The sequence below is a fragment of the Actinophytocola algeriensis genome (genome assembly GCF_014203735.1).
In the GTDB taxonomy this organism is placed as follows: domain Bacteria; phylum Actinomycetota; class Actinomycetes; order Mycobacteriales; family Pseudonocardiaceae; genus Actinophytocola; species Actinophytocola algeriensis.
The window spans coordinates 189,774-204,106 of record NZ_JACHJQ010000009.1; the positions used below are offsets into that span (position 1 = coordinate 189,774).

The 14,333-nt window shown below is 69.8% G+C and carries 16 protein-coding genes; 12 read left to right on the forward strand and 4 right to left on the reverse strand.

Going from position 1 to position 14,333, the window contains the following annotated elements; translation table 11 throughout:
• Positions 1–177 precede the first annotated feature (177 nt).
• The 6 genes from FHR82_RS36885 to FHR82_RS36910 are packed head-to-tail and all read left to right on the forward strand — an operon-like array spanning position 178 to position 3,407.
• Entirely contained in the window at positions 178–510 is a 333-nt protein-coding gene (locus FHR82_RS36885; protein ID WP_184815270.1) for an ArsR/SmtB family transcription factor, read from the forward strand.
• Positions 507–944 (forward strand): SRPBCC domain-containing protein, encoded by a 438-nt coding sequence (locus FHR82_RS36890; RefSeq protein WP_184815271.1) that lies wholly within the window; start codon positions 507–509, stop codon positions 942–944. Before FHR82_RS36885 ends, FHR82_RS36890 begins: the two co-directional genes overlap by 4 nt.
• Positions 941–1,459 (forward strand): pyridoxamine 5'-phosphate oxidase family protein, encoded by a 519-nt coding sequence (locus tag FHR82_RS36895; RefSeq protein ID WP_184815272.1) that lies wholly within the window; start codon positions 941–943, stop codon positions 1,457–1,459. Before FHR82_RS36890 ends, FHR82_RS36895 begins: the two co-directional genes overlap by 4 nt.
• Positions 1,456–2,109: a DUF899 domain-containing protein gene (locus FHR82_RS36900; protein ID WP_184815273.1), complete on the forward strand. Its 654-nt coding sequence runs from the start codon at positions 1,456–1,458 to the stop codon at positions 2,107–2,109. The genes FHR82_RS36895 and FHR82_RS36900 overlap by 4 nt, the downstream gene beginning before the upstream one ends.
• A 41-nt stretch (positions 2,110–2,150) precedes the next feature.
• Positions 2,151–2,963: an alpha/beta fold hydrolase gene (locus FHR82_RS36905; RefSeq protein WP_184815274.1), complete on the forward strand. Its 813-nt coding sequence runs from the start codon at positions 2,151–2,153 to the stop codon at positions 2,961–2,963.
• 33 nt (positions 2,964–2,996) lie between these two features.
• Positions 2,997–3,407: a PPOX class F420-dependent oxidoreductase gene (locus tag FHR82_RS36910; RefSeq protein ID WP_184815275.1), complete on the forward strand. Its 411-nt coding sequence runs from the start codon at positions 2,997–2,999 to the stop codon at positions 3,405–3,407.
• A 46-nt stretch (positions 3,408–3,453) separates the two neighbouring features.
• Here the strand turns inward: FHR82_RS36910 and FHR82_RS36915 are convergent, their stop codons facing one another.
• The 3 genes from FHR82_RS36915 to FHR82_RS36925 form a co-directional block, all read right to left on the reverse strand.
• Positions 3,454–4,323, reverse strand: a complete 870-nt coding sequence (locus tag FHR82_RS36915; protein ID WP_184815276.1) for a coiled-coil domain-containing protein — start codon at positions 4,321–4,323, stop codon at positions 3,454–3,456.
• A 69-nt stretch (positions 4,324–4,392) separates the two neighbouring features.
• A complete protein-coding gene (locus FHR82_RS36920) occupies positions 4,393–6,387 on the reverse strand; it encodes an SDR family oxidoreductase (RefSeq protein WP_184815277.1) in 1,995 nt (664 codons plus the stop codon).
• Between the two features lie 16 nt (positions 6,388–6,403).
• Positions 6,404–7,513 carry a polysaccharide deacetylase family protein gene (locus FHR82_RS36925; RefSeq protein ID WP_184815278.1) on the reverse strand — a complete coding sequence of 370 codons (1,110 nt, stop codon included), beginning with the start codon at positions 7,511–7,513 and terminating at the stop codon, positions 6,404–6,406.
• Positions 7,514–7,727: 214 nt separating this feature from the next.
• Here FHR82_RS36925 and FHR82_RS36930 point away from each other — a divergent pair, with 214 nt between their 5' ends.
• Positions 7,728–8,531, forward strand: a complete 804-nt coding sequence (locus tag FHR82_RS36930; RefSeq protein ID WP_184815279.1) for a Bax inhibitor-1/YccA family protein — start codon at positions 7,728–7,730, stop codon at positions 8,529–8,531.
• A gap of 94 nt (positions 8,532–8,625) precedes the next feature.
• On the opposite strand, the gene FHR82_RS36935 is transcribed toward FHR82_RS36930, so the two are convergent.
• Complete coding sequence (locus tag FHR82_RS36935) at positions 8,626–9,552, reverse strand: ArsR/SmtB family transcription factor (protein ID WP_184815280.1); 927 nt, start codon at positions 9,550–9,552, stop codon at positions 8,626–8,628.
• Positions 9,553–9,606: 54 nt separating this feature from the next.
• Between FHR82_RS36935 and FHR82_RS36940 the strand changes: the two genes are divergently transcribed.
• The 5 genes from FHR82_RS36940 to FHR82_RS36960 all read left to right on the forward strand — a co-directional run bounded on the left by FHR82_RS36940 (position 9,607) and on the right by FHR82_RS36960 (position 14,297).
• Entirely contained in the window at positions 9,607–10,818 is a 1,212-nt protein-coding gene (locus FHR82_RS36940; protein ID WP_184815281.1) for an MFS transporter, read from the forward strand.
• A gap of 271 nt (positions 10,819–11,089) precedes the next feature.
• Positions 11,090–11,509 (forward strand): NADH-quinone oxidoreductase subunit A, encoded by a 420-nt coding sequence (locus FHR82_RS36945; RefSeq protein ID WP_376706470.1) that lies wholly within the window; start codon positions 11,090–11,092, stop codon positions 11,507–11,509.
• A gap of 12 nt (positions 11,510–11,521) precedes the next feature.
• Positions 11,522–12,070 carry a NuoB/complex I 20 kDa subunit family protein gene (locus FHR82_RS36950; RefSeq protein ID WP_184815283.1) on the forward strand — a complete coding sequence of 183 codons (549 nt, stop codon included), beginning with the start codon at positions 11,522–11,524 and terminating at the stop codon, positions 12,068–12,070.
• Between the two features lie 6 nt (positions 12,071–12,076).
• Complete coding sequence (locus FHR82_RS36955; RefSeq protein ID WP_184815284.1) at positions 12,077–12,889, forward strand: NADH-quinone oxidoreductase subunit C; 813 nt, start codon at positions 12,077–12,079, stop codon at positions 12,887–12,889.
• A gap of 34 nt (positions 12,890–12,923) precedes the next feature.
• Positions 12,924–14,297 carry an NADH-quinone oxidoreductase subunit D gene (locus tag FHR82_RS36960; protein ID WP_184815285.1) on the forward strand — a complete coding sequence of 458 codons (1,374 nt, stop codon included), beginning with the start codon at positions 12,924–12,926 and terminating at the stop codon, positions 14,295–14,297.
• Positions 14,298–14,333 lie beyond the last annotated feature (36 nt).

Sequence of the window (14,333 nt, forward strand, 5' to 3'; positions counted from 1 at the left end):
GTGGTCCCATTTCGCGTGCTTTTTGTGGGAACGTTTGCATCCATGCAGGTGAGAGTGCGTGTGAACACGGTGGACACATGAACGATCGCGTTCCGCGACCAGGAAAGCGCTAACCCGGCGGGTTGACAGCCGCGCTATATTCAACCTGTAGGTTAATTAACCGGACGGTTGAGCACGATGGATCATCTGAGCACGACGTTCGCCGCGCTGGCGGACCCCACCCGCCGCGCCATCCTGGCGCGGCTCGCGGACGGCGAGGCGACGGTCACCGAGCTGGCCGAGCCGTTCGCGATGAGCCTCCCGGCGGTCTCGAAGCACCTGAAGGTCCTCGAGCACGCCGGGCTGATCACGCGGACGCGCACCGCGCAGTGGCGGCCGTGCCGGCTGGACGCCGCTCCGCTGAAGGAGGTGACCGGCTGGCTGGCCGAGTACCGCCGGTTCTGGGAGGACAGTTTCGACCGGATGGACGACCACCTCCGCGAACTGCAGAACAAGAGGAAGAACTCATGACCGACCTGACCATCACCCGGTTGTTCGACGCGCCGCGTGAGCTCGTCTTCGAGGTCTGGACGAACCCCGACCACCTCGCGAAGTGGTGGGGCCCCAAGGGCTTCCACGCCTCGTCGTGCACGGTCCGGCTCGAGGAGGGGGGCAGGTGGCGGACCTGTATCACCGACGGTGCGGTCGAGTACTGGTCCAGTGGCGTCTACCAGGAGATCGTGCCGCCGGAACGGCTGGTGTTCAGCTTCTCGTGGGAGGAGCCGAAGGGCACCCGCGAGCACGACACCCTCGTCACCGTCACGTTCACCGACCGCGACGGCAAGACCGAGATGACCTTCCACCAGGCGATCTTCCGCACGGTCGCCGAACGCGACAGCCACGTCGGCGGCTGGCAGGAGTGCTTCGCCGACCTCGCCGCACACCTCAAGGAGAGCACACCATGAACACTGTGACGGACACAGTGCACAGCCGGCTGGACGACCGGCTGGCGCAAGGCGACATCCGCTTGCTCAGCACCGACGTCGCCCAGCGGAGGCTGGCGGCCCTGAGCCCGCTGCGGCTCGCGTACGTGGCGCAGGACGGCACCCCGAGGGTCGTGCCGGTCTCGTTCCACTGGACCGGCGAGGAGATCGTGATGGGCGGCTTCGCGCCGTCCGCCCGCGGCCGCGCGCTGCGCGCCAACCCGAGGGTGGCGCTCACCATCGACACCGACGAGCAGCAGCCCGAGGTGCTGTCCGTCCGCGGCGACGCGGTGGTCACCGAGGTCCGCGGCATGGTGCCGGAGTACGAGACGTACATGCGTGCGGGCATGCCCGCCGAGGCGGCGGACGCGTACTTCGCCGAACTGCGGGCGCGGGACGTGCTCATGGAGCGCATCGCGGTCCGCCCCGACTGGGTCGGCGTCGTCGACTTCACGACGCGGTACCCGGCCGCCATGCCCGAGTGGTTGCGGTCATGAGCGCCGCGCTGCCCGAGGTCGTGTCGCAGGAGGAGTGGGCGGCGGCACGGGAGAGCCTGCTGGTCGAGGAGAAGGCCGCGCTGCGGGCGCTGGACAAGGTGAACGCGCAGCGCCGCCGCCTGCCGATGGTCCGGTGGGACACGTCGTACGTGTTCCGGTCGGTCGACGGCGAGGCGAGCCTGCTGGACCTGTTCGACGGCCGCCGCCAGCTGATCACGTACCACTACATGATGTTCCCGGGCGACCCGCACCGGTGCTCCGGCTGCGCGTTCCTGGTGGACAACATGCCGGTGCGCCACGAGGCCCTGAACAACCGCGACGTGACACTCGTGGTGACCGCACCGGCGCCGCTCGAGGAGAGCGAGCCGTTCCGGCAGCGGATGGGCTGGACCATGCCCTGGTACTCGACGCACGGGTCGACGTTCACGGCCGACTGCGGCGCCGGGCACGGCTTCGGTGTGAGCGTGTTCCTGCGCGACGGTGACGACGTGTACCGGACGTACTACACGACCGGGCGCGGCGGTGACCTGCTGGTCGGCACCCTCCGTTACCTGGACCTGACCCCGATGGGCAGGCATGAGGAGTGGGAGGAGTCGGGCCGGGGCACCGACGCCCCGGGAAGTTGGTGGCGACTTCACGACGAGTACTGAGTTACTGTTAATCGCGGTAACACTCAACGTGGAGGTGACGGATGGCCCGGCAGCCCATCGAGGTCGCGTTCGAGCGGCGGGGGAACGGCAGCCCGCTGGTGCTGCTCCACGGCATCGGGCACCGCTGGCAGGCCTGGGAGCCGGTGCTCGACGCGCTGACGGCCCAGCACGACGTCATCGCGGTGGACCTGCCCGGCTTCGGCAGGTCGCCGCTGCTGCCGGACGGCCGCGGCTACGACATGGCGAGCGCGGTGCAGGCGTGCGCCGACATCTTCGAGGACATGGGGCTCGGCCGTCCGCACGTGGCGGGGAACTCGCTGGGGGCGGTGATCGGTCTCGAGCTGGCGTCGCGGGGCCTGGTGACCTCGGCGACGGCCCTGGCTCCCGCGGGGTTCTGGACTCCCCGGGACCGGGCGTGGGCGCTGCGGGTGCTGTCGATGATCAGGATGTCGGGGCGGTCGCCGTCGTGGCTGCTCGCGCCGCTCCTCCGCAACCGGCTCTTCCGGATGGCCGCCGGTTGCCTGCTGTACGGGCACCCGTCGCGGATGACGGCGGAGATCATGCTGGCCGACCTGGCGTCGATGGTGGGCGCGTCGGCGTTCGACCTGGTCGCGGCGGCGGGGCGGGACTACGTGTACGCGTCGCCACCGCCGACCGTGCCGGTGACGGTGGCGTGGGGGACGCGGGACCGGATCCTGTGGCCGCGCCAGGCCAGGCGGGCCGCCGAGCTGCTGCCGAGGGCCCGGCACGTGTGGCTGCCGGGCGCCGGCCACGTGCCGATGATCGACTCGCCGTCGGAGGTGGCGTCGCTGATCTTGCAGACGTGTGCGTCGGAGTCCGCGCGGGCCGCTTGATCTCAGGTTTGGTCGAGGTTGCACGATGGCGGTATGGAAGAGCGACTGCTTGCGCTGCTCGGGGAGCGGCATCAGGGTGTGCTGACCACGGTGAAGCGGGACGGACGGCCGCAGCTGTCCAACGTGAGTTACGCCTTCGCCGACGGGGTGGTCCGGGTGTCGGTGACCGCGGGCCGGGCGAAGACGAAGAACCTGCAACGGGATCCCCGGGCCAGTTTCTACGTCTGTGCGCCGGATTTCCGGTCCTACGTCGTGGCTGAGGGCGTGGCTTCGTTGTCGGCGGTGGCCGCTGCCGCGGACGACCCCGCGGTGGACGAGCTGGTGGAGTTGTACCGGGCTGTCGCGGGGGAACACCCGGACTGGGACGAGTACCGGGCCGCGATGGTGGCGGATCAGCGGTTGGTGGTCCGGATCCCGGTGGACCGGGTCTACGGGATGGCCTGAGCCCGCGCGGACAGACCCGCCTCCGCGGGTCTGTCCGCCGACAGCGTCAGCGTTTCGCGGGTTGCCGTTGCGGGGGAACGGCTTCCTTGCCCTTCTCCTCGGCAGCAGCGGGCGGAGCGGACGTGGTGGGCTCCTCCGCCTCGCCCTCCACGGGTTCCATCAGCGACGTGCTCACGTCCAGCAGCTTCTTCGTCTCGCGGAGGCGGTTGCTCAGCTGCTCACGCACGGCCGTCAGCTTCCGCACCTCCGCCGTCACCGAGTCGACCCGGCGGCGGGCCTCCTCGTCGGCGGCGGTCAGGCGGGCGGTGACCTCCCGGTCGCAGTCCGACCTGGCCTTGTCCAGTTCTCGGCGGAGGGCATCGCGTTTGGCGGCCATCGACTCGGAGAACTCCCGGTCGATCCGGATGCGGTCGCGTTCCGCGGCCTTGTCGATGGCCTCCTGGCGGCGTTCCGCCTCGGTGGTCATCTCCTCCACCTTCGCCTTCGCCGACGCCATCATCGACTTGCGCGTGCGCGTCAGTTCCACGTGTTGCTCGTCCAGGGAGCGGAGCAGGGCGCGGTAGTGGTCGCGCAGTTCCGACGATGCCTTCTCCGTCGCCGACCAGGTCTGTTCCGCCGCGACCTTCGCCCTGGCGGTCACCTCGGCTGCCTGCGCCTTCGCGATCGCCAGCATCCGCGCGCCGCTCTGCTCGTCGCCCTGGTTGTCGAGGCGGTCTCCCAGTGCGGCTATCTCGCGGCGGGCGATCTCCAGCTCACCGCGCAACTCCGCCGCCTGTGCCGCCGCCTCTTCGCGTTCCGATGCGACGCGTTCCAGCGCCGCGGCCAGCTCGTCCATGCGCTGTCTGACCTGTTCACGGTCGAAACCGTGGCGCACCACGGTGAAGCCTGCCGGGTCGCGGTCATCGACAGCTGCCATGGTGGAACCGTACTCGGATGACCACGTCCCGCAACAGATCTGGTTGTCGTCAGTCCTATGTAGACAAGGTCACCAGTGGAAGCCCCTCGTCAGGCGGGCCAGTGCCATGGCCGCCGCGCCGAGGTGGCGGTCACCCTTGCCGATCTTCATCCGGCCGGAGCCGCCTGCGGCCGTCGAGTCGGGGAAGATCCGGTAGCCCTGGTAGGCGATCGCGTCGACCAGGCCCGGGGCCACCGTGTACGCGGCGGAGATCATCCTGCCCGTCGGCGTGCCGATGTGCTTCGGGCGCTCGAGCAGTGCCTCCATCACCATGTCCGCCGCCTGTTCCGCGGACTTCGTCGGGAACGCGTCGTAGATCTTGGTCGGGCGGATCATCGGGGTCCTGACCAGCGGCATGTGCACGGTGGTGAACGTGATGCCCGCGCCGTGGGTCTCCGTCGCGACGATCTTGGAGAAGTAGTCCAGCGCCGCCTTCGACGCCACGTACGCGGAGAACCTCGGCGCGATGCCCTGCACGCCGATCGACGACACGTTCACGACGTGCCCGAACCGGCGCTCGATCATGTGCGGCATCAGCGCGAGGATCAGCCGCACGGCACCGAAGTAGTTGATCGCCATCGCGCGCTCGTAGTCGTGCATGCGGTCGTAGGACAACTGGACGGACCGGCGGATCGACCGGCCCGCGTTGTTCACCAGCATGTCGATGCCCGGCTGCTCCACCAGCATCCGCTCGACGGTCTTCGCCACCGACTCGTCGTCGGTGAGGTCGCACGGGTACACGTACGCGTGCCCGCCCGCCGCGGCGATCTCGGCGCGGACCTCCTCCAGCTCGGTCTGCCTGCGCGCCACCAGCAGCGGCACGCCACCGGCCTCGGCGACCTTCAGCGCGGTGGCCCGCCCGATGCCCGACGAGGCACCCGTGATCACCACGCGCCTGCCGTCCAGCTCACCGCGCTGGCCGTGCCTGCGCGCCCGGAAGGGGTCGAGGTGCTCACGCCAGTACCGCCACAGGACGTCCGCGTAGTCCGCCAGCGGCGGCACGTCCACACCAGAGCTCGCGAGCGCGAGCCGGGTCTCGGTCGAGTCGAAGACCGGTTCGAACGTGAGCGTGGTCAGCAGCACCGGGGGGATCCCGAGCCGGTCGAGCACCGCGTCCCGCGCGATCGTCACGCCCGGCACGTGCTCGGCCAGCTTCACGAGGTTGACCAGCGGCTTCGCCAGGCCCTTGCCCAGCGCCACGGTCGAGACCGGTGCGCCCGCCGCCTTCGCGAACGCGTCGTAGACCTCGCGTGCGGACTGCGGCGACGGGTTGACCAGGTGGAACGCGTGCCCGTCCAGCCCCGGCGCGGTCACCAGGTGCGCCATGGCCTTCGCCACGTAGTCGACCGGCACGATGTTGGTGCCGCCGATGTCCGGGAACACCACCGGCACGCTCGGCACCGCCGACAGCCGCTGCAGCGCGGGGAAGAAGTAGTACGGCCCGTCGATCTTGTCCATCTCGCCGGTGACCGAGTTGCCGACCACGATCGCGGGCCGGTAGATCCGCCACGGCACCTCGGTTTGCGACCGCACCAGGCGCTCGGACTCGAACTTCGTGCGGTGGTACGGGGTGACGAGCCGCTGGCCCGCGTCGAACATCTCCTCGGTGAACCGGCCGCGGTAGTCACCGGCGACGGCCACCGACGACACGTGGTGCAGGCAGCCGACGGCGAGCGCGCAGGCCAGGTCGAGCACGTGCCTGGTGCCGTCGACGTTCGCGGCGATGCTCGCGTCGTCGTCGGCCGCGATGTCGTACAGCGCGGCGAGGTGCACGAGGTGGTCGACGGTGCCGGTCAGCTCGGCGATCTGCTCGTCGGCGATGCCGAGCCGCTCCGCCCGCACGTCACCGATCAGGTTGCGCGCCTTCTCCGCGGCAGGCCAGTCGCGTGCCACGTCGGCGAGGCGGTCCTGGGAGCGCTCGCGCACCAGCACCCACACCCGTTCGGTGTCGGGCCTGGCCAGGATCTCCGCGACGTAGTGCCGTCCGATCAGGCCGGTCGCACCGGTCACCAGGTAGGTCGCCATCGAGAAGCTCCTTCCGCTACGACACCTGAGCGTGCGGCTTCGTCCGGTAGGTGTCCAGGACCTCGGGGTCCTGCAGTTTCATCCACGCGATCACTTCGGAGTACGTGGCGCACACCGTCTGGGGGCGCACGCACACCTCGTTCATGAACTGTTCCGTCGCCCGGCTGAACGCGCCACCCGACCAGTCGTTGAAGTGGTTCCCGACCGTCAGCGGCGCGCGGTTGGTGTTGTACGCGGCCTGGTAGGCGGCCCGGTACGTGTCGAGGGTGACCGAGGTGAACTCCGCGTCGCGGCCGGGCTCCTCCTTCGCGCCGTTCAGCGAGTACCAGAGGTTGTAGTCCATCATGATCACCCGCTTGCCCGACAGCGCGGGCACCCGGATCACCGGCACCCAGAACTCCCACACGCCGTCGCGCAGCTCCGGCCACGCGATGCCCTCGCTGGTGACGCTGGTGTCGTAGGTCATGGCGCGCTCGCCGACCGCGGGGAGGAACTCGTCCGGGTCGCCCTCGAGGCAGGGCACGCGGCCGCCCTTGAACGCGTTCTCCGGCACCGCGAGCCCCCTGGCAGCCGCGCCGCGCACGATCGAGAAGAACTGGTCGAGCTCGGAGGTCCAGTCGGCCGTCGTCCACCGGCCGCCGCTTGGCTCGTTGCCCGCGCAGAAGTGCCCGTTGTAATGGGTGCCGATCTCGTGGCCCCGCTGGTACGCGGTGTTGAGGTCGTCGATGCGGGTCGCGACCTCGGCGTCGGTGCCGCCGAAGCTGATCGACGCGCGCCCGCGCCCGTGGCCGGGACCCGCGTACTCGCCGCGCAGGTGGTCCGGCAGCAGGTAGATGCCCGACAGGAAGCCGGTGACGTGCGCGTTCACCTTCTCCGCGAGCGGGAGGACGCGCTGCCAGTGCGCGTGCGACCCGGCGCCGTCGAAGGAGAAGAGGACGAACTGCGGCGGCTTCTCACCGTCACGGAGCTTGCGCATCCAGTCCGGCGGCGCGGCCTTGCCCTGCGCGACCGGGACCTCCCCGGTCCGTGAGGGACGGTCCGGGCCGAGCGTGCCGAGGACCAGCAGGATCAGGAAGGTCAGTGCGAGCGCGACTCCGGTGACGATCGGCCCCCAGCGCCGGCTCATGGCGTCCTCCCGTGATCCTCCGTAAGGCTAACGGAGAGTAGCCCGCCAGCCGGGGGACGCTGGGCCGGGTGAGTCGTTGGCGGTTAGTGTTCCCCCAGGGTTGGGCATAACGATCACGCATAACCGAGTAAAGTCACTTTTACTCGCCGGGAACGGACCGGCATGGTTGTGCGTTGAACCCGGTGCAGGACCAGAACAGGCCCAGGAGGAACAGGTGCGTTCTACCAGTAATCCCGCGTTCCGGAACTTGCCTCAGGGCGGGTTCGGCGGCGGCTACGCGGGCTTCCAGACCCAGCCGCAGGCGAACATGCCGGGATACGGCGGCTACCAGGCGCCGCCGACCACGGGTGAGCGCCCGATGACGGTCGACGACGTGGTCACCAAGACCGCGTTGACGCTCGGCCTCGCGCTGATCACCGGCGTCATCACGGCCGTGGCGGTGCTGAGCGAGACCATCAGCCCGTTCCCGCCGATGATCGGCGGCCTGATCGTCGGCCTCGTGCTGGCGTTGGTCATCATCTTCAAGCAGATGCCGAAGCCGGGCCTCGTGCTCGGGTACTCGGCGGCGGAGGGTGTGTTCCTCGGCGCCATCACCGGTGTCTTCGAGGCGCTCGTCCCCGGCATCGCGCTGCAGGCCATCCTCGGTACGGGGCTGGTGTTCATCGTGATGCTCGTCGTCTACAAGACGGGCGCGGTGCGCGTCACGCCGAAGCTGACCAAGTGGATCATCGGTGCCACGGTCGCGGCCGCCGGCCTCATGCTGATCAACCTGATCATGTCGCTGTTGGGCGTCAACATGGGTCTGCGTGACGGCAGCACCATGGCGATCATCTTCTCGATCATCGTGATCGGCATCGCGGCGTTCAACTTCCTGTTGGACTTCGACATGGCGGACCAGATGATCCGTACGGGCATGCCGTCCAAGTACGCGTGGCTGGCCGCGTTCGGCCTGATGACCACGCTGGTGTGGCTGTACCTGGAGATCCTGCGCCTGCTGTACTACTTGAACTCCGACTAGACCTTTCCCGGGAAGGGGCGTTCCGTCGTGCGGGCGGGACGCCCCTTCTGTCATGTCCGGGACAGTCGGGTCCGGACAGTCATACCCGGAACAGTCAGGTCCCGAACAGCTGCTCGGCCACCGAGGTCCGCGAGTAGAGGACGAACCGCCCGACCCGGTGTGCCGACACCAGCCCGGCCGCCTTCAGCGCGGTGAGGTGCTGGCTGACCCCGCCTGCCGTGAGCCCGGTCCGCGCGGCGAGCTCGGTGGTGGACGCGGGGTTGTCCAGCTCGGCGAGCAGCCGCGCACGGCTCGCGCCGAACACGCCGACCAGCGCGGAGGACGGCGAGGTCGTCCGGGTCCAGAGCTCCCCGATCCCGCGCGGCGGGTACCGCAGCGTCGGCTGCCAGCCGGGCACGGTGATCGAGAAGACCCTCGGCCACACGAACGCCGACGGCACCAGCAGCAGGCCCTTGCCGCGCAGCCCCCGCCGGGCCGACACCCGCGGGTGGTCGATGACAAGGCGCTCGTCCCGCCACCTCACGGCGGGGTTGAGGTCGCCGAACAGGGCGGACGCGCCCCCGGTGGTCAGTCTCCTGGCCCGGTACTGGACGTCGGCTTCGAGCAGCGCCCGCACCCTCGGCCAGAAGGGCGCCAGCGCCCGGTCCCAGTACTCCTGGATCACGTCGGCCAGTTCCCCGGCGTCCGGCACGGTGGTGATCTCGGGAATCGCGGCCACCTCCCGCGCGACCTGCTCGGCAGGCGTCGCGCGCACGGTCGCCAGCTCGTCCGCCAGCTCTGGCAGGGGAGCGGTGGGCGGCGGGCAGATGAACCCGGGGATCACCCGCGTCGGCACGAGGTCGTGGAGCAGCCGCCAGTCGAACCCCGTGAGCCGCTCGCGCGCCTGACCTGCCCACGGCGCGTGCAGGTCGTGCCCGGCGCCGCCTTTGAGCACCCAGACGGACGCGACGACCTCCCACAGCGGCGAGAAGGCGAACCGCGTGTACGCCACGTCGGCGGCGGTGAACGACAGCTCCAGCATTGAGCCCAGGCTAAATCAATCGGCACCCACGACGCTGGTGACCAGGCTCGTTCCGTGAACAGAGACTTCCGCCTGCTCTTCACCGCGGCCGCCGTGAGCCGCCTCGGCACCTCGATCACCTACGTGGCGATGCCCCTGATCGCCGTGACCGCGCTCGACGCGTCCCCTGGCGAGGTGGGCCTGCTGGCGACACTGAGCACGATCGCGTTCCTGGTCATCGGCCTGCCCGCGGGCGCGTGGACCGACCGCGTCCGGCGGCGCGGCGTGTTGATCGCCGCGGACCTGGCCCGCGCGGCGATCCTGCTGTCGGTCCCGGTCGCGTGGTGGCTGGACGCGCTGACGATGGGCCAGCTGTACGCGGTGGTGTCGGCGGCAGGCGTCGGCACGGTGTTCTTCGACGTGGCGAACCAGTCGTACCTGCCACAGGTGGTCGGCCGCCCGGCCCTGCTGGCGGCGAACACCCGCCTGGTGAGCATGGACGCGCTGAACGACATCGCGGGCCGGGGCGTGGCCGGTTTCGTGGTGGCGCTGGTGACGGCCCCGGCGGCACTGCTGCTGGACGCGGCGAGCTACGTCGTGTCGGCGTGGTGCGTGCTCCGCATCCACCACCGCGAGCCGCGCCCGTCCCGGGTGAGCGGCCGCGGCCACATCCGCGAGGGCGTGCGGTTCGTGGTGTCGCACCCGGTGCTGCGCGCGCTGGCGGTGGCGGGTGCGCTGAGCAACCTGGGCATCGTGCTGGTGCTGACGATGCTGCCGGTGGTCCTGGTCGACGAGCTGGGTCTTGGCGCGGGGGTGCTCGGCCTGTTCCTGGCCTCGGGCGGCGTGGGGATGCTGGCGGGTTCGCTGCTGGCCAGGGGGCTGGCGGCCAGGTTCGGCGCGGGCCGGGTGGTGCTGCTGGCGAGCGCGGCGATCGCCCCGTTCGGCTTCGGCATGGCCTTCGTCGACCGCGGTCCTGGCCTGTGGCTGGCGGGCGCGACGTGGCTGGTGGTGACGACGAAGATCGGTGCGGACAACGTGCTGAGCGTGAGCTTCCGCCAGCAGATCACCCCGGACGCCTTGCTGGGCCGCGTGATGGCGACGTTCCGGTTCCTGCTGACGGGCGCGGTCGCCGTCGCGGGCGGGCTGGCCGGTGGGCTGGGGCAGGTGTGGGGCCCGAGGGCGGCGCTGGTGGCGGGCGGGTGCGCGCTGGCGTGCGTGTGGGTCCCGGTACTGCTCTCACCACTGCGCCACACGAAGGAGCTGGCGACGGCGGCGCCACCGAGCTGAACGAAGAGCGACCCCGGCCACCGGGAGACACCGGCCCGACGGGACCCGCGAAACCAGATCCCGTGTTACAGCAGGAATTTACGAGTTCTACACTGAGCCCCGGTCTTGTGAAGCGCTTCCCAACAGGCACGCGGGAGCTTGTGAAGATTTTCACAAGGCAGGGGTTAGGCATGCCTAACCCGTGGTGCCGTCGGAGAGCCCCATAGGGTGCCCGACGAGCGGTGCCGATGGTGAGCTCCGCAAGCTCCGCTCACGGGGAAAGGACGGCAAGGTGTCACTCGTAGCTGTCAGCACATCTGTAGCACAGAACGAGAACGTCTCAGCGGGGTTGGGAAGCTATCTCCCGTTGCTCCTGCTCTTCGTTCTGGCGGCCGGCTTCGCCGTGTTCTCCGCCCTGCTCGGACCGCTGGTCGGGCCGAAGCGCTACAACCGCGCGAAGTTCGAGGCCTACGAGTGCGGGATCGAGCCGTCGCCGCAGCCGGTGGTCGGTGGCGGCCGCGTTCCGGTCGCCTACTACCTCACGGCGATGCTCTTCATCCTGTTCGACATCGAAATGGTGTTCCTCTACCCGTTCGCCGTGTCCGCGGACGCGCTCGGGCTGTTCGGGCTGGTGGAGATCTTCTTGTTCATCGCGACGCTCGGCTTCGCCTACGCCTACGTGTGGCGGCGCGGCGGGCTCGACTGGAACTGACGGGAGGCGGACATGGGACTCGAAGAGCGGCTCCCGAACGGCATCCTCCTGGCCAGCTTGGAGAAGCTGGTCAACTGGGGCCGTAAGAACTCGCTGTGGCCGGCGACCTTCGGTCTGGCCTGCTGCGCGATCGAGATGATGACGACCGGTGCCCCGCGCTACGACCTCGCGCGGTTCGGCATGGAACGCTTCAGCGCGACGCCGCGCCAGGCCGACCTGATGATCGTCGCGGGCCGGGTGACCAACAAGATGGCGCCGGTCCTGCGCCAGATCTACGACCAGATGGCCGAGCCGAAGTGGGTGCTCGCCATGGGCGTGTGCGCCTCCTCCGGCGGGATGTTCAACAACTACGCGGTCGTCCAGGGCGTCGACCACGTGGTGCCGGTCGACATGTACCTGCCCGGCTGCCCGCCCCGCCCCGAGATGCTGCTGGACGCGATCCTCAAGCTGCACGCGAAGATCCAGGACGAGCCGCTGAACGCGCGCCGTGCCGCGCTGCGCGAGGCCGAGGGCAAGCGCACCGAGCTGATCGCCTCCTCCGTCAAGTACGCGAAGAAGTGAATCGACATGGCTGACGAACCCACCACACCAGACAACCCGCCGGAGGGCTCGCCCGCACAGGGCGAACCGTTGTCCGACGCCGAGCGGCCCGCCTCCGAGGAACTGCGCCCCACCACCGAGGACGCGCTGCCGAAGCCGAGCGCCCCGCTCGTCTCCGGCAAGTCCCGCGCGGGCATGTTCAACGTCTCCGGCTCCGGTGACACCTCCGGCTTCGGCGGCCTGCGCCTGCCGAGGCACGTCGCGGCGCCCGCCGAGCGGCCCTACGGCGGCTGGTTCGACGAGTTCACCGACCAGCTGCTCGCGTCCATGCGGGAGCGGAGCATCCCGGTCGAGGCCATCCTGCAGGTGACCGTCGACCGCGGCGAGATCACCTACTACGTCGCCCCGGCGCACCTCGTGGCCCTGTGCCGGACGCTGCGGGACGACCCGGCGCTGCGCTTCGAGCTGTGCAGCTCGGTGTCCGGTGTGGACTACGGCGTGGACGTGCCGCAGCGCCTCCACTCCGTCTACCACCTGACCTCGATGACCTACCGCCGCCGCATCCGGCTCGAGGTGGCCATCGACTGGAACGGCGACCAGGACGGCCAGCCGCACTGCCCGTCGGTCGTGGCCGTCTACCCGACCGCGGACTGGCAGGAACGCGAGACCTGGGACATGTTCGGGATCGTCTACGACGGCCACCCGGCGCTGACCCGGATCCTCATGCCGGACGACTGGGACGGCCACCCGCAGCGGAAGGACTACCCGCTGGGCGGCATCCCCGTGGAGTACAAGGGTGCGGAGATCCCGCCGCCGGACCAGAGGAGGTCGTACTCATGACCGCCGACGTACTTTTTCCCACGGAGGCGGCATCATGACCGAGAACCTCAGTGACGTCACCACCGGCACCAAGCCCGACTCCGGCCGGCCGCACGGCTCCGACGAGCCGTACGCCGCGCCGCGGGAGACGACCGAGGGTCGGATCTACAACGTCACCGGCGGCGACTGGGACACCGCGCTCGACGACGCCATCAACGACGAGCGGATCATCATCAACATGGGTCCGCAGCACCCGTCCACGCACGGCGTGCTGCGGCTGGTGCTGGAGCTCGAGGGCGAGACGGTCACGCAGGCCCGGTCGGTCATCGGCTACCTGCACACCGGCATCGAGAAGAACACCGAGTACCGCACCTGGACCCAGGGCGTCACGTTCGTGACGCGCATGGACTACCTCGCGCCGCTGTCCAACGAGGCCGCCTACTGCCTCGCGGTCGAGAAGCTGCTCGGCGTCGAGGCACCGCCCCGCGCACAGACCATCCGGGTCCTGCTCCTGGAGATCAACCGCATCTCCTCGCACCTGGTCGCGCTCGCGACCGGCGGCATGGAGCTGGGTGCGCTGACCGCCATGACCGCGGGCTTCCGCGAGCGTGAGGAAGCGCTGCACCTGCTGGAGTTCCTGACCGGCCTGCGCATGAACCACGCGTTCATCCGCCCCGGCGGCGTCGCGCAGGACCTGCCGGAGGGCTACGAGGTCAAGGTCCGCGAGTTCCTCAAGACCATGAACGAGCGGCTGCCCCAGTACGACAAGCTGCTCACCGGCCAGCCGATCTGGAAGAACCGGCTCAAGGGCATCGGCTACCTGCCCGTCGACGCGTGCCTCGCGCTCGGCGTCACCGGGCCGATCCTGCGCTCCGCGGGCCTGCCGTGGGACCTGCGCAAGACCGAGCCGTACCTGGGCTACGAGGACTACACCTTCGAGGTGCCGACCTCGACCGCGGCCGACTCGTACGCGCGCTACCTGCTGCGCGTCGAGGAGATGCACCAGTCGCTGCGGATCATCAACCAGTGCCTGAAGAAGCTCGAGCCGGGCCCGGTGATGGTCGCCGACGAGAAGATCGCGTGGCCGGCGAAGCTGTCGATCGGCGCGGACGGCATGGGCAACTCGCTCGACCACGTCCGCAAGATCATGGGCCAGTCGATGGAGGCCCTGATCCACCACTTCAAGCTGGTGACCGAGGGCTTCCAGGTGCCCGCGGGGCAGGTGTACGTGCCGGTCGAGTCGCCGCGCGGCGAGCTGGGCTACCACCTCGTCTCCGACGGCGGCACCCGGCCGATGCGCGTCCACGTGCGGGAGCCCAGCTTCATCAACCTGCAGTCGATGCCGGCCATGTCCGAGGGCGGGCTGGTCGCGGACGTCATCGCGGCCATCGCGTCGATCGACCCGGTGATGGGAGGGGTAGACCGGTGAACGGAGCTTGCGGAGTGAACCAGCGACACCGGGACC

Coding starts and splice junctions, on each gene's coding strand:
- FHR82_RS36950 (WP_184815283.1), top strand. CDS start 11,522: ATGGGACTCGAAGAGCGGCTCCCGAACGGCATCCTCCTGGCCAGCTTG.
- FHR82_RS36920 (WP_184815277.1), bottom strand. CDS start 6,387: ATGGCGACCTACCTGGTGACCGGTGCGACCGGCCTGATCGGACGGCAC.
- FHR82_RS36895 (WP_184815272.1), top strand. CDS start 941: ATGAACACTGTGACGGACACAGTGCACAGCCGGCTGGACGACCGGCTG.
- FHR82_RS36885 (WP_184815270.1), top strand. CDS start 178: ATGGATCATCTGAGCACGACGTTCGCCGCGCTGGCGGACCCCACCCGC.
- FHR82_RS36910 (WP_184815275.1), top strand. CDS start 2,997: ATGGAAGAGCGACTGCTTGCGCTGCTCGGGGAGCGGCATCAGGGTGTG.
- FHR82_RS36905 (WP_184815274.1), top strand. CDS start 2,151: ATGGCCCGGCAGCCCATCGAGGTCGCGTTCGAGCGGCGGGGGAACGGC.
- FHR82_RS36890 (WP_184815271.1), top strand. CDS start 507: ATGACCGACCTGACCATCACCCGGTTGTTCGACGCGCCGCGTGAGCTC.
- FHR82_RS36915 (WP_184815276.1), bottom strand. CDS start 4,323: ATGGCAGCTGTCGATGACCGCGACCCGGCAGGCTTCACCGTGGTGCGC.
- FHR82_RS36900 (WP_184815273.1), top strand. CDS start 1,456: ATGAGCGCCGCGCTGCCCGAGGTCGTGTCGCAGGAGGAGTGGGCGGCG.
- FHR82_RS36925 (WP_184815278.1), bottom strand. CDS start 7,513: ATGAGCCGGCGCTGGGGGCCGATCGTCACCGGAGTCGCGCTCGCACTG.
- FHR82_RS36960 (WP_184815285.1), top strand. CDS start 12,924: ATGACCGAGAACCTCAGTGACGTCACCACCGGCACCAAGCCCGACTCC.
- FHR82_RS36935 (WP_184815280.1), bottom strand. CDS start 9,552: ATGCTGGAGCTGTCGTTCACCGCCGCCGACGTGGCGTACACGCGGTTC.
- FHR82_RS36955 (WP_184815284.1), top strand. CDS start 12,077: ATGGCTGACGAACCCACCACACCAGACAACCCGCCGGAGGGCTCGCCC.